Annotated in this window: 12 protein-coding genes; all 12 read left to right on the forward strand. The window is 38.5% G+C overall.

Going from position 1 to position 13,253, the window contains the following annotated elements:
- Positions 1-311: 311 nt before the first annotated feature.
- Positions 312-2,213: an AraC family transcriptional regulator gene (locus tag AC6BKE_RS09945; protein ID WP_499856720.1), complete on the forward strand. Its 1,902-nt coding sequence runs from the start codon at positions 312-314 to the stop codon at positions 2,211-2,213.
- 87 nt (positions 2,214-2,300) lie between these two features.
- Positions 2,301-4,025: an ABC transporter ATP-binding protein gene (locus AC6BKE_RS09950; protein ID WP_036123690.1), complete on the forward strand. Its 1,725-nt coding sequence runs from the start codon at positions 2,301-2,303 to the stop codon at positions 4,023-4,025.
- A 38-nt stretch (positions 4,026-4,063) separates the two neighbouring features.
- The gene (locus AC6BKE_RS09955; protein WP_036123689.1) at positions 4,064-4,858 is read left to right on the forward strand and encodes an ABC transporter ATP-binding protein; all 795 of its coding nucleotides are present in this window, start codon (positions 4,064-4,066) and stop codon (positions 4,856-4,858) included.
- Positions 4,859-4,891: 33 nt separating this feature from the next.
- Positions 4,892-5,944: a FecCD family ABC transporter permease gene (locus AC6BKE_RS09960; protein ID WP_036123687.1), complete on the forward strand. Its 1,053-nt coding sequence runs from the start codon at positions 4,892-4,894 to the stop codon at positions 5,942-5,944.
- Complete coding sequence (locus tag AC6BKE_RS09965) at positions 5,941-6,975, forward strand: FecCD family ABC transporter permease (RefSeq protein WP_036123683.1); 1,035 nt, start codon at positions 5,941-5,943, stop codon at positions 6,973-6,975. Before AC6BKE_RS09960 ends, AC6BKE_RS09965 begins: the two co-directional genes overlap by 4 nt.
- A gap of 122 nt (positions 6,976-7,097) precedes the next feature.
- Complete coding sequence (locus AC6BKE_RS09970; RefSeq protein WP_058843794.1) at positions 7,098-8,147, forward strand: NAD(P)/FAD-dependent oxidoreductase; 1,050 nt, start codon at positions 7,098-7,100, stop codon at positions 8,145-8,147.
- A 199-nt stretch (positions 8,148-8,346) separates the two neighbouring features.
- Positions 8,347-8,550 carry a 50S ribosomal protein L31 gene (gene rpmE / locus AC6BKE_RS09975; protein ID WP_004269457.1) on the forward strand — a complete coding sequence of 68 codons (204 nt, stop codon included), beginning with the start codon at positions 8,347-8,349 and terminating at the stop codon, positions 8,548-8,550.
- A gap of 116 nt (positions 8,551-8,666) precedes the next feature.
- Positions 8,667-9,239 (forward strand): thymidine kinase, encoded by a 573-nt coding sequence (locus AC6BKE_RS09980; RefSeq protein WP_036123677.1) that lies wholly within the window; start codon positions 8,667-8,669, stop codon positions 9,237-9,239.
- Positions 9,240-9,391: 152 nt separating this feature from the next.
- Positions 9,392-10,468 (forward strand): peptide chain release factor 1, encoded by a 1,077-nt coding sequence (gene prfA / locus AC6BKE_RS09985; protein WP_036123674.1) that lies wholly within the window; start codon positions 9,392-9,394, stop codon positions 10,466-10,468.
- Entirely contained in the window at positions 10,455-11,315 is an 861-nt protein-coding gene (gene prmC / locus AC6BKE_RS09990; protein WP_036123672.1) for a peptide chain release factor N(5)-glutamine methyltransferase, read from the forward strand. The genes prfA and prmC overlap by 14 nt, the downstream gene beginning before the upstream one ends.
- Before the next feature lie 44 nt (positions 11,316-11,359).
- The gene (locus AC6BKE_RS09995; RefSeq protein ID WP_036123670.1) at positions 11,360-11,950 is read left to right on the forward strand and encodes a stage II sporulation protein R; all 591 of its coding nucleotides are present in this window, start codon (positions 11,360-11,362) and stop codon (positions 11,948-11,950) included.
- A gap of 101 nt (positions 11,951-12,051) precedes the next feature.
- Entirely contained in the window at positions 12,052-13,086 is a 1,035-nt protein-coding gene (locus AC6BKE_RS10000) for an L-threonylcarbamoyladenylate synthase (RefSeq protein ID WP_089933130.1), read from the forward strand.
- Positions 13,087-13,253 lie beyond the last annotated feature (167 nt).

A 13,253-nucleotide genomic window follows, 5' to 3' on the forward strand; every position in this document is an offset into this window, starting at 1 on the left:
ACAGTTCACAAATACGTATCCATATGGCACTAACACATGGACAAGTTATTTTATCAAAAAGAAGCAACCTTCTAGTATTGTTGTCTTGTTCTGCAACGAAGGACCCTCATTCATATTAGACGTTAAAATTTGGCGTCTGGATGATCCTTTGAATAAAAAGAGGCTTTAAAAACAATTGTTTGTTTAATACCTGCCAAGTTCGCGCTTGGCAGGTATTTTTGTATATGTTTTATTTTATAAATGTATATTGAAATTGATAATCATTATCAATATAATGAGGCTATAAAGTATGTTTATTGAAGGAGACGAAGATGAATTATGACGCTTATATGCTTCTTTGGCAAAATGCATTTATCCAGTTGAAGCAAATCGATTACATAAATAAATCAGATGTTCATGTGTCAAAGGTTTTAACATATAGCTCGTTTCTTATTGTCACAGGAGGTGGTGCACAGGTTGTCATTGATGATCAACCCTATCACGTGCAGCGCTTCAGTATTTTTCATATAGGAAAATCTCAATGCCTTCAGATTACAGCACAACAGAGTGTTAGCTACTTTCTCATTAGCTATAAGGGGGATGTCATGTACAAAGATGCTTTTATGCAACATTTGCACATGCATTATCAACCATTTCAAACACATTTTTCATGTGTACCCGCTAATCCGATCGTCATTCACAGTATCCTTCAAGATATGTACAGTAAATGGCAATCTGGTTCCATTCAGGAACATTTATCTGTAAGGGCCTCCTTCTATGAGCTTGTCTATCATGTCTTTCGAGAATTAGCGGAAGGGCAAGGTAAACCACATGAGATGGATAAGGCAGAAGCTGCACGATTGTTTATTAAGCAACACATTCATCAACCACTATCTATACAGACATTAGCAGATATGCTTCAGATTAGTACACGGCATTTATTACGCATCTTTAAAGCGCGTTATGAAATAGGTCCACAAATTTATTTACAGCAATTGAGAATAGAGCAAGCTAAGCAGTATTTATTAACCAATCAATATGGCATTAAAGAAATTGCCATTTCTCTTGGTTTTGAAGATGAATATTATTTTAGTCGTGCTTTTAAAAAAGCAACAAATATGGCTCCAAGTAGCTTTAGGCTGAAATATACAGCTAGTATGTCCGAAATTGCCATTACAAATGAGAATCATTTTCAATACAATAATAATCAGCTCGCGCAAGCAAAACGATTTGAGAATGGAGAAAATGAAATCATGATGAGAAAGATGATTCAGCATATAAAGCTACCTTTTTTACTAAGCCTGATTGTTTTACTGGCAGCATGTAATGAAGATACGAGCCAATCTAAGGTTGACGAACAAACTTCGTCTGATACGGCAGAGACTAGAACCGTAACAGATGATAGTGGACGCGAAGTTGAAATTCCAGTGAAGGCAGAGAGAATCGTAACCGATTGGTATCTTGGGCAAATTTTAGCGTTAGATGTTGTACCAGTTGGAGGCGTAACGGCTAACCTTGATTATGCAGCTTTCTTAAAGCAACACTATAAGGATGGGGAAATTACGAATATTGGTACAGATGGTAAGGTATCATTAGAAAAAGTTTTAGAGTTAAAGCCAGACTTGATTATTACTTGGAATGTGGAAGATGTAGCAAAATATGAAAAAATTGCCCCGACAATTGTCTTCGCTGAAGATGCTCATCAATCAGCGATTGAGGAAATTAAGGCAATGGGAAATTACTTAGGAAGACAAGCAGAGGCTGAAAACTTTACAAAAGAATTTGAAGACCGTATAGCAAAAGCTAAGGAAAAAATCATGGATGTGACTCCAGAAGGATCCACATTTACTATTTATGAAATGTTTGAAAAAAATGCAACAATTGTGGGGCAATCAAGTGTATCAGGCGGTAGAGCACTCTATCAAATTTTGGGCATGAAACCTCAAGAAAAGGTGCAGGAGATTTTTGATACAAAGGAAGCAAGTAATGGACGTTATGAGATTTCCTATGAAGTAGTAGGTGATTATGTAGGTGACTATAACTTCATGATTAATTTCTTTAACAAAGATGGCCAGTTGCCAGCAACGTGGACAAATTTAGATGTCGTTAAAAATAATCAAGTATTAGAGCTTCCATCTGAATATTATTTTGCTTCTGATCCGCTCTCTGGCTTACATCAAGCTGAAGAACTAGCTGACAAAATAGTTGATTTTACGAAGGCTCAGCAACAATAACTGTGAAAACATGTGAGCTATCTGTATGTAGAATCAGATAGCTCATTTATTAGATACGAAAATGACATTACCATAGGAGGTTGCAACATGTTATTAAGGCGCTTTTTTTCATATTATAAACCCTATAAAGGTTTATTCATTTTAGATTTTAGCTGTGCGATATTAGTGGCACTAATCGAGCTGGCATTTCCACTTGTTTTAAATAAAGTAATTGATGATATTCTGCCAGATGGGGAATTAAAATGGATTCTTATGGCAAGTTTATTGCTGTTTGGTCTATATATTTTCAATTCTATTCTTCACTTTATCGTATCGTACTGGGGGCATATGCTAGGGATTAATATTGAAACAGATATGAGGAAGGAATCTTTTAGCCATGTGCAAAAACTATCTTTCCGATATTTTGATAACAATAAAACAGGGCATCTTGTTTCTCGATTAACGAACGATTTAATGGATATTGGTGAACTTGCTCACCATGGTCCAGAGGATATTTTTATTGCGGCAATGACGATTATTGGGACGTTTGGGGTTATGTACTATATTGATCCAACCTTTACAATTCTTATTTTCTTACTTGTACCGATCATTTTAATTTTAACGATTATTTTTGGGAAGTTAATGTCCAAAGCATTTCGTCAAATGTTCGGAGATATCGCAGATTTCAATGCGCGAGTTGAAAATAATGTAAGTGGTATTCGTGTGGTACAGGCTTTCACAAATGAAGATCATGAGATTAAACGCTTTAAAGTAAATAATGAACGATTCCGTATGACAAAGCTGTTCTCCTATAAAGTAATGGCTTGGAATGAGGCTATTTCAGGCATACTCACTAAAGTATTATCACTCTTTACTTTATTTGTAGGAGCGTATTTTGTTTTAAATGGACATATAACAAATGGAGATTTTATCGCATTTATTTTACTATCAGGTATTCTTTTAGGCCCAATTAACAAAATTAATATGTTTATAGAAAGCTATCCGAAAGGTATGGCAGGATTTAGACGCTATATCGAATTTTTAGAAACGGAACCTGAAATTGCGGATCGTCCAGAGGCAAAAATGGTTGATGAAATTAATGGCGAAATTACTTTCTCCGATGTATCGTTTGGCTATGCTGCCAATAACCGTGCCCTACATCATATTAATTTAAAAGTAAATCCTGGCGAAACCGTTGCCTTGGTAGGTCCATCTGGTGCAGGGAAATCAACAATCTGTAGTTTATTGCCACGTTTTTATGAAGTCAATGAAGGATCCATTAGTATTGATGGTATGGATATACGCGATTTTAAACTGCATTCCTTACGTTCGCATATTGGGATTGTCCAGCAGGATGTCTTTTTATTCGATGGTACCATTCGTGAAAATATTGCCTATGGTGATTTAAATGCCAGTGAAGAAGATATTTGGTATGCAGCACAACGAGCGCAACTGACGGATGTCATCAATGCTCTACCTGAAGGTATGGATACATTAATTGGTGAGCGTGGTGTGAAATTATCAGGTGGTCAAAAGCAAAGATTATCCATTGCCCGTATTTTCTTGAAAAACCCAAAAATCTTAATACTAGATGAAGCAACATCTGCATTGGATACAGAAACTGAACAAGCTATCCAACAGGCATTAAATGAACTTTCCATTGGACGTACTACATTAGTGATTGCTCACCGATTAGCAACAATTAAGGATGCAGACAGAATTGTCGTTGTGTCGAAAAAGGGCATCATTGAAGAAGGTACACACGAGCAATTAATGGAACGCCAAAATGCTTACTATGGCTTGTATACAGCTCAATTTGGTTTACAAATGTAAGAGTGGAACGCATTCTCAAAAATGAAAGGAAGTTAAAGATGTCAGTACTCGAAATAGATCATGTTGCGATTGGTTATTCTTCAGCGCTCATCGTCAACGATTTAAGTGTGGAGATTCCTAAAGGGCAAATCTCCACAATCATCGGCCCAAATGGTTGTGGCAAGTCTACTTTATTAAAGGCTGTTGCCCGTGTATTACGAACACAAAATGGAGCTGTCTATTTAGATGGCAAGGCGATACATCAATTAAAAACGAAAGATGTGGCCAAAAGAATGGCTATTTTACCTCAAACAGCAACAGCACCCGGAGGATTAACGGTTTTTGAATTGGTATCATATGGTCGCTTTCCTCACCAAGTTGGGTTTGGTTCCTTGCAAAAGGAAGACTACGAATATATCCACTGGGCGATTGATGTAACGGGGCTAAGAGAATTTAGTGATCGACCAATTGAAGCATTATCAGGTGGCCAGCGTCAGAGAGTATGGATTGCTATGGCATTGGCGCAAGGCACGGATATTTTAGTACTGGATGAACCAACAACTTATTTAGATTTAGCGCACCAGCTAGATATATTATTGCTACTGCAAAAACTAAATAAGGAAGAAGGACGAACAATTATCATGGTCTTGCATGATTTAAATCATGCGTCACGATTCTCCCACTTCATAATGGCTATGAGAGACGGCGATTTAATGGTGAACGGTAGTCCAAAAGAAGTGATGACAAAGGAAAATCTACAAAAAGTATTTAATATCGATGCAGAAATGGCTGTTTGTCCATATAGTAAAAATCCAATCTGCCTATCTTATCAGTTGTACGACATGAAGGAATAAAAGTTTAATTGAAAGTTATGAGGAGGAAGTAAAATGACTACGTCGACAGGAGTAGGAGAGCTCAACGATTTAGAGGAGCTACAGAAACGATCTCATCCGATCCGTGGAGTAGTGGCTTTAATCGTAGGAGTAATTGGATTAATATTTGCCATTGGCTTATCGATTTCTTTTGGAGCAGCAGATATTTCATTGGGTACTGTTTGGACAGCAGTTACCCATTTTTCACCGGAATTAACAACACATCAAATTATCCATGATATTCGCTTACCTCGAGTACTTGGAGCAGCATTAGTAGGTGCAAGCTTTGCAGTAGCGGGTGCTATTATGCAGGGGATGACACGTAACCCATTAGCAGACTCGGGGCTACTTGGTCTGAACTCTGGAGCGGCCTTTATGTTAGCATTGTGCTTTGCCTTCTTCCCTGGTCTGCCTTACATGTATTTAATTTTATGGTCCTTTGTAGGCGCAGGTCTTGGCGTAGCCATTGTTTATGGTATTGGCTCACTGTCAAAAGGTGGCTTAACACCGATGCGGCTAGTTCTAGCAGGTGCAGCTGTTAGTGCATTGCTTGGAGCGTTAGGAGAAGGGATTGCACTTTATTATCGTATTGGACAAGACCTAGCATTTTGGTATGCTGGCGGTGTTTCAGGTACAAAATGGAGTCATCTACAAATATTATCCCCATGGATCTTTATTGCGATGATAGGAGCGCTTATCCTATCACGTTCAATCACTGTACTGAGCTTAGGTGAGGAAATTGCAGTTGGACTTGGGCAACGGACAGCAGTTGTAAAAGTATGGGGAATGATCATTGTTTTAGTTTTAGCAGGTGCAGCCGTGTCTGTTGTCGGTGCGGTTGGTTTTGTAGGGTTAATTATCCCTCATTTAACGAGATACATAGTTGGACATGATTATCGCTGGATTATCTCTTGTTCTATAGTATATGGGGCATTGCTTGTTGTGTTAGCTGATTTAGTGGCACGTATTATCAATCCACCTTATGAAACACCGATTGGCGCACTAATTGCCTTTATCGGTGTACCATTCTTCCTTTATTTAGCACGTAAAGGAGGGAAAGAACTATGAGTAACAGCTATTTAACACCGAGTCAGCTTAAGGCGAAAAGAAAAAATTTCTCCATCCTTGTTACACTCATTGTGTTAATCATTATTACCTTTATTATTAGTATGAATACTGGCGTTATTAAACTGACGCCAATGGAAGTTCTGCGCACACTTTTTGGTCAAGGTGATGCACAACAGCAACTTATATTATTTGAGTTTAGACTTCCTAGAATTGTGATTGCTGTGTTAGTAGGTATGGGCTTAGCGGTTTCAGGCGCTATTTTACAGGGCATTTCCAAAAATGCTTTAGCGGATCCAGGAATCTTAGGGATTAATGCTGGGGCAGGACTTGCTGTCATGCTCTATGTATCATTTTTCCCAACTACGAAAGCAGCACCTGTTTATTTACTGCCAGTACTGGCTTTTGTAGGGGCAGGTTTGACAGCTGTTCTGATTTATTCACTTTCTTATAGACGACATGAAGGTATTACACCAATGCGTTTAATTTTAACAGGGGTAGCTGTAGCAGCAGGGATTAGCTCGGCTATGATTGTGCTAACACTACGCCTATCACCAGAAAATTATCAATTTGTAGCGACATGGCTAGCAGGTAGCATTTGGGGCTCGAATTGGCGATTTGTGCTGTCGCTGTTACCATGGTTAATTATCTTATTGCCTTTTGTTTATGCAAAATCACGGGTATTAAACGTACTAAATCTAGGCGAATTAACAGCTGTAGGGCTAGGTGCCTCTATTGAAAAAGAGCGCCGTTGGTTATTGGCTGCTGCTGTTGGTTTAGCTGGAGCTAGTGTTTCTGTAAGTGGAGGCATTGGTTTCGTGGGTCTTGTTGCACCACATTTAGCTCGACAACTTGTTGGCGCTAAACATCAGTTTTTACTGCCAACTGCAGCTCTGTTAGGAGGATTTTTAGTGTTGATGGCAGATACAATCGGTCGTTCTATATTAGAGCCTTCAGAAATTCCAGCGGGGATTGTGGTTGCTGTTTTAGGAGCACCTTATTTCTTATATTTATTGGCGCGATTGAAAGAGTAACTATAGTTTGTGGATGGTGTGTGAATAGTATGATCCTCGTCGGAAAGAATAGACAGGCAGTAGCTTAACACAACCTCAAAACTGTATGATCGAATCGAGACAGAAGGGGATGGAGAACGGAAATGTCAGAAGAACTATATGATGTAACGATTGTTGGTGGTGGTCCAGCTGGGCTTTATACTGCCTTTTATAGTGGGATGCGAGATTTAAAAACGAAAATTATTGAATACAGCTCACAGCTTGGCGGTCGTATGTTAATTTATCCTGAAAAAATGATTTGGGATGTCGGCGGAGTAACACCTATTTTAGGGGGACAGCTGATTAAACAACTTGTTGAGCAAGCTAAAACATTCGATCCTACAATTGTTTTAAATCAAAAGGTGGAAAAATTAGAAAAGCAACAGGATGGAACATTTATGTTGACATCTTCTACAGGTGAGAAGCATTTTTCGAAAACAGTTATTTTAGCAGTGGGGTATGGTGTTCTTTCTATGCAAAAGCTTGAAATAGAAGGAGCAGACCGATTTGAAGTAACAAATTTACATTATACAGTACAGGAACTAGAGATTTTCCGACACAAGCATGTGTTAATTTCAGGTGGTGGTAATTCTGCAGTTGATTGGGCAAATGAGCTAGAGCCAATTGCTGCAAGTGTTACAGTCGTTCATCGCCGAGATGATTTTGGCGGCCATGAAAAAAATGTCTTGCGCATGAAAGAATCCTCAGTTCGTGTAAAAACGCCATATGAGGTTGTTCAATTGCATGGTGACGGTGATTTAATTCAGTATGTGTCCATAGTCAATAAAGAGACAGGTGAAAGTGAACGAGTAGAGGTAGATGCTGTCATTGTCAACCATGGTTTGAAATGTGATTATGGTGCACTTGAAGAATGGGGATTAAACATCCAAGATGAAGTAGCGATTGTCAATGAGAAGCGTGAAACGAACATTGAAGGTGTCTATGGAGCGGGTGATTTTATTGATCATCCTAGTAAAGTAAGATTAATAGCAGGTGCATTTGCGGATGGAATACTAGCATTAAATAGTGCCAAGCTATATTTGGAGCCAGATGCACCGAAAGTAGCCTATGTGTCATCACATAATATTCGCTTCAAAGAACGAAACGAGCAAATTGGGTTAGTAGACAATGATTATCGCGAAGTTCGTGGATAAGAAAGATGGAAGGTTCGTTTTTAATATTTTTTACTTGAAAATAATAAAATGACTATGCTATACTTCAAAAGTATGCAACGTGTACATATGTAGCTGACCCTTTCGACGCAAATTTTGTAGTCGACATATTCGGGCTATGTAAGGTACAGTTCGATAATACTCTGTTCCAGATGGTTCAGGGCGAGAGGAGAAAACGAATATGAAACAAGGAATTCATCCAGACTACAAAGAAGCAACAGTAACTTGCTCTTGTGGGAACACTTTCAAAACTGGTTCAGTAAAAGAAAACATCGTTGTTGAGTTCTGCAACGAATGTCACCCATTCTACACTGGCCGTCAAAAATTCGCGTCTGCTGATGGTCGCGTGGATCGTTTCAACAAAAAATACGGTCTTAAAAACTAATGTTAGTTTAATACCTGCCAAGCATGCGCTTGGCAGGTATTTTTTTCAGTAAATAATACACGTTGATGCAATACCTTTCAAAATCCACATTGACATAAAGAAAGGGAGAAGACAGAATGGCACAGCTATATTTTAAACATGGTGCAATGAATAGTGGAAAATCAATAGAAATTCTAAAAGTTGCCCATAATTATGAAGAACAACAAAAGCCTGTGATGATGTTTACTTCAGGTTTAGATACACGTGATGAGGTTGGCTTTGTTTCCAGTCGAGTAGGTTTACGCCAACAAGCCATCCCTGTTTATGAGGATACAAATATTTTTGAACTAGTGGAATCCAATACTGTCAAGCCATACTGTGTGCTTGTGGATGAAGTTCAATTTTTAAAAAAAGCACATGTTTTACAACTTGCTAACATTGTGGATAAATTGGACATCCCCGTGATGGGCTTTGGCTTAAAAAATGATTTTCAAAATGAGCTATTTGAAGGTAGCCAATACATGCTTACATATGCAGATAAAATCGAGGAAATGAAAACAATTTGCTGGTTCTGTCATAAAAAAGCAACAATGAATTTACGAGTAGATGAAAGTGGAAAGCCAGTCTACACAGGTGATCAAATTCAAATTGGTGGTAATGACTCGTATTATCCGGTTTGTCGAAAATGTCACGCACAGCCACCACTTTAAAGCCAATAGACAGGTGGATACGCTAAGAAAAAGTAGCATACATGCGAAATTTTTCTTATACTAAGTAGTGGAAATAAACATTGTAATTACTGAATAAAAGCTTCTTTGTCAAAAAGGAGCATACCTTAAAAAACTAAATAGAGGTGAAATCCATGTTTGATCGATTACAAGCAGTGGAGGATCGTTATGAAAGGCTAACAGAGCTTTTGAGCGATCCGGATATTGTGAATGATAGTAAGAAATTACGTGAATATTCTAAGGAACAATCAGATATCCAAGAAACAGTGGATACTTATCGTGAATATAAAAGTGTTAAAGAGCAGATAGTAGATACTCGTGAAATGTTAGATAGTGAAAAAGATCCTGATATGCATGAGATGGTAAAGGAAGAATTTAACCTATTAAAAGCACAGCAGGAAGAGCTAGAAGAACGTCTACGCATTTTATTAATTCCTAAAGATCCTAATGATAATAAAAACGTTATCATGGAAATTCGTGGAGCAGCTGGTGGTGACGAGGCCAATATTTTTGCGGGTGATTTATTCCGTATGTACTCTCGCTATGCGGAAACACAAGGCTGGAAAATTGATATTATGGAAGCTACACCAAACCCAATGGGCGGCTATAAAGAAGTAATCTTTATGATTAACGGACAAGGAGCCTATTCAAAATTCAAATTCGAAAATGGTGCACACCGCGTACAACGTGTCCCTGCTACCGAATCTCAAGGTCGTATTCATACATCGACGGCAACAGTTGCGTGTTTACCTGAAGTGGAGGAAGTAGATGTTGAAATCCATGAAAAGGATATTCGTGTAGATACATTTGCCTCTTCAGGTGCTGGTGGTCAATCTGTAAATACAACGATGTCTGCTGTTCGTATGACCCATTTACCAACAGGTGTTGTGGTTTCGATGCAGGATGAACGCTCACAAATTAAAAATCGTGAAAAAGCCATGAAAATTCTACGTGCTCGTGTTGCTGATATGTATATGCAAGAAGCACAAAAAGAAATTGATGCTACACGTAAATCTGCTGTAGGCTCAGGCGATCGCTCCGAGCGAATTCGCACATACAATTATCCACAAAACCGTGTAACAGATCACCGTATCGGTTTAACGATTCAAAAGCTAGATCAAATCGTCGAAGGAAGACTAGGCGAGATTATCGATGCCCTTATTTTAGAAGAACAAGCATCGAAGTTAGAGCGATTAAATGATGACTTATAAAAATGTGATGGAGGCCCTAGAGTGGGCTTCTTCTTTTTTAGTAGATAATGGTCGTGAGCAAACAGCAGCACGTATCGTCATGCAACATGTACTTGGTACAAGTTATTCAGAAGTTATGTTGCACTTACAGGATGAATTAACAGCAGCACAGCAAGTGAAATTTAAAGCGCTCATAGAAGAACATGTCAATGGCCGCCCTGTACAATATTGTGTTGGAAGTGAAGAATTTTATGGCCGCTCCTTCCTAGTCGATGAATCTGTCTTAATTCCTCGGCCAGAAACAGAGGAGCTAGTACTTGGTACAATCAATCGCCTGCCTAAACTATTTCCACAACAAACCCTGAAGTTGGCTGATATCGGTACAGGCAGTGGAGCTATTGCTATTTCGATGAAACTGGAATGTCCAGCGCTAACTGTTATAGCCACTGATTTATCACAGGATGCACTAGCGACGGCGCAAAAAAATGCTCAACGATTAGAGGCTGATATTGATTTTAGGTTGGGCGATTTAACAGCGCCACTTGCAGGAGAAAAATTGGATGTTGTCTTATCAAACCCACCGTATATTGCCTTTGATGAGGCACAGGAAATGTCGAATGTTGTACTAGAGCATGAGCCACATAGTGCACTATTTGCTGAGGAAGATGGTCTGATTTTGTATAGAAAATTAGCTGAGCAACTACCAGCCTATATGAATAAACCAGCATTGATTGGGTTAGAAATCGGTTATACACAAGGTGAGCAAGTAGCCAAATTCTTTCAAGATAGTTTTCCACATGCGACAGTTTCAATAGAAAAAGATATTAACGGTAAGCCTCGAATGATTTTTTGTGAGATTCATGTATAAAGTTTCTTAATCTTGCCAACAATGTTGAGCAAGGAGGGATTTATATGTTAAATGAATACAAGATTATTAGATTACCTAAACAAAATATCTTTCTAGCTTTTGCTAGACTAGTATTAATCGCGATTGCTTTACAATTATGTATTTTATATATTCCATCATTAGTAGGCTTTGCCAAGGAAGCTACCAATGATGAGCAAGAAAACGATTTTCGTATACGTGTTATTGCGAACAGTAATACGACACAAGATCAGCTAGAGAAAGAGCAGCTTGTCCAAGAATTAAAGCCATACTTTATGCAAGTAGCCACTGCTGGCAATGTAGGGAGTGAGCAAATTCTTTCGCTAAAACAACAAATTGAAACAGAATTGAGCGAAAATTATCCACAGATGGATACACAGATTGTCATTGGGGATAACTTATTCCCACCAAAAAGACAAGGTGCTGTACTCTATCCACAAAATGTGTATCACTCGATTGTTGTGAAGATTGGTGATGCACGTGGGGATAACTGGTGGTGCAGTATCTTCCCATCTATTTGTGAGCCTGAAAAAGAAGAAGTAAAAGAAGAAGTAAAAGAAGAAAAAGAGCAAGTAACATTCTTTATATGGGAATGGATTAAAGGACTTTTTGAATGAATTGTGCACAAATTCAGACAACTTATACACATTTTTTCGTAAGTTATAAACATTATGTGGATAATTCAGTAAAAACCAATAATTGAAGGTAGGTTTTAATGATGGAAACCGTTTGCAAGGTTGTGGACAGTAATGTGAATAGTCAGATTAATTATACACAAGCTGTGGATATCTTAAATGCGGGAGAGGTAGTAGCATTTCCGACAGAAACGGTTTATGGCTTAGGAGCAGTGGCCACAAATGATTTGGCAGTGAAAAAGATATTTGAAGCAAAAGGCCGACCTTCAGATAATCCTTTAATTGTCCATGTGGGGACAAAAGAGGAAGTAGCCATTTATATCGATCAAATTTCTGAAGTAGCCAAACAGTGCATGGATTTCTTTTGGCCCGGCCCCTTAACGCTTGTAATGCCAGCAAAGCCAAATGTTTTAGCACAAAGTGTCACAGCTGGGTTATCAACAGTGGGCATTCGAATGCCGAATCATCCAGTAGCACTCGCATTGCTACAGCAGCTTCAAAAACCGCTTGCTGCACCAAGTGCCAATCGTAGCGGTAAACCAAGCCCTACAGAGGCAGTCCATGTATTAGATGATTTGGGAGGATACATACCTTATATTTTGGATGGAGGTTCTACAGGCATTGGGCTCGAATCTACTGTGTTAGATGTGACACATGAACCTCCAGTAATTTTACGTCCAGGTGGCATTACAAAGGAAATGCTTGAGGCGAAGATAGGTCCCGTTATTCAACCAACCAATATAGAGCAGAAGCTAGAAACAACGCCTAAAGCACCAGGCATGAAATATACACATTATGCTCCAAATGCTCCTGTGTATTTAATAGATTGTCATTATGAGAAAGTCAGCGAGGCTGTTCAGCGAATGCAGCGAGAAGGACATGTAGTAGCATTGCTTGCACCAGTGAATTTTGAAGATATCAAAGCTGATTTTTACTTCTCAATTGGTGAAGTTGGAAGTAAACAAGAAATGGGTGCGAACTTATACAATGCACTTAGAGCATGTGATAAAACCGCCGCTACCATTATATTAGCAACAACAACCTCAACAGAAGGTGTAGGAGCAGCTATCATGAATAGACTTGAAAAGGCCTCTGGAGGCAAATGGTATTCATTATAAATGAATATAGTTCAGGTACATTAGCGACAAAAGACATTGATATAAAACATGTCTTTTGTCCTTTTTGTTTATCATTACAAAATATAAAAGAAAAACTATTGTGGACAATTATGATAATAATGTATTTTCGAGCATAAAATGATAAAATATTAGGGAGAGAAGGAGTG

The sequence above is a fragment of the Lysinibacillus sp. COL-1 genome, assembly GCF_059814265.1.

Coding starts and splice junctions, on each gene's coding strand:
- AC6BKE_RS09945 (WP_499856720.1), top strand. CDS start 312: ATGAATTATGACGCTTATATGCTTCTTTGGCAAAATGCATTTATCCAG.
- AC6BKE_RS09950 (WP_036123690.1), top strand. CDS start 2,301: ATGTTATTAAGGCGCTTTTTTTCATATTATAAACCCTATAAAGGTTTA.
- AC6BKE_RS09955 (WP_036123689.1), top strand. CDS start 4,064: ATGTCAGTACTCGAAATAGATCATGTTGCGATTGGTTATTCTTCAGCG.
- AC6BKE_RS09960 (WP_036123687.1), top strand. CDS start 4,892: ATGACTACGTCGACAGGAGTAGGAGAGCTCAACGATTTAGAGGAGCTA.
- AC6BKE_RS09965 (WP_036123683.1), top strand. CDS start 5,941: ATGAGTAACAGCTATTTAACACCGAGTCAGCTTAAGGCGAAAAGAAAA.
- AC6BKE_RS09970 (WP_058843794.1), top strand. CDS start 7,098: ATGTCAGAAGAACTATATGATGTAACGATTGTTGGTGGTGGTCCAGCT.
- rpmE (WP_004269457.1), top strand. CDS start 8,347: ATGAAACAAGGAATTCATCCAGACTACAAAGAAGCAACAGTAACTTGC.
- AC6BKE_RS09980 (WP_036123677.1), top strand. CDS start 8,667: ATGGCACAGCTATATTTTAAACATGGTGCAATGAATAGTGGAAAATCA.
- prfA (WP_036123674.1), top strand. CDS start 9,392: ATGTTTGATCGATTACAAGCAGTGGAGGATCGTTATGAAAGGCTAACA.
- prmC (WP_036123672.1), top strand. CDS start 10,455: ATGATGACTTATAAAAATGTGATGGAGGCCCTAGAGTGGGCTTCTTCT.
- AC6BKE_RS09995 (WP_036123670.1), top strand. CDS start 11,360: ATGTTAAATGAATACAAGATTATTAGATTACCTAAACAAAATATCTTT.
- AC6BKE_RS10000 (WP_089933130.1), top strand. CDS start 12,052: ATGGAAACCGTTTGCAAGGTTGTGGACAGTAATGTGAATAGTCAGATT.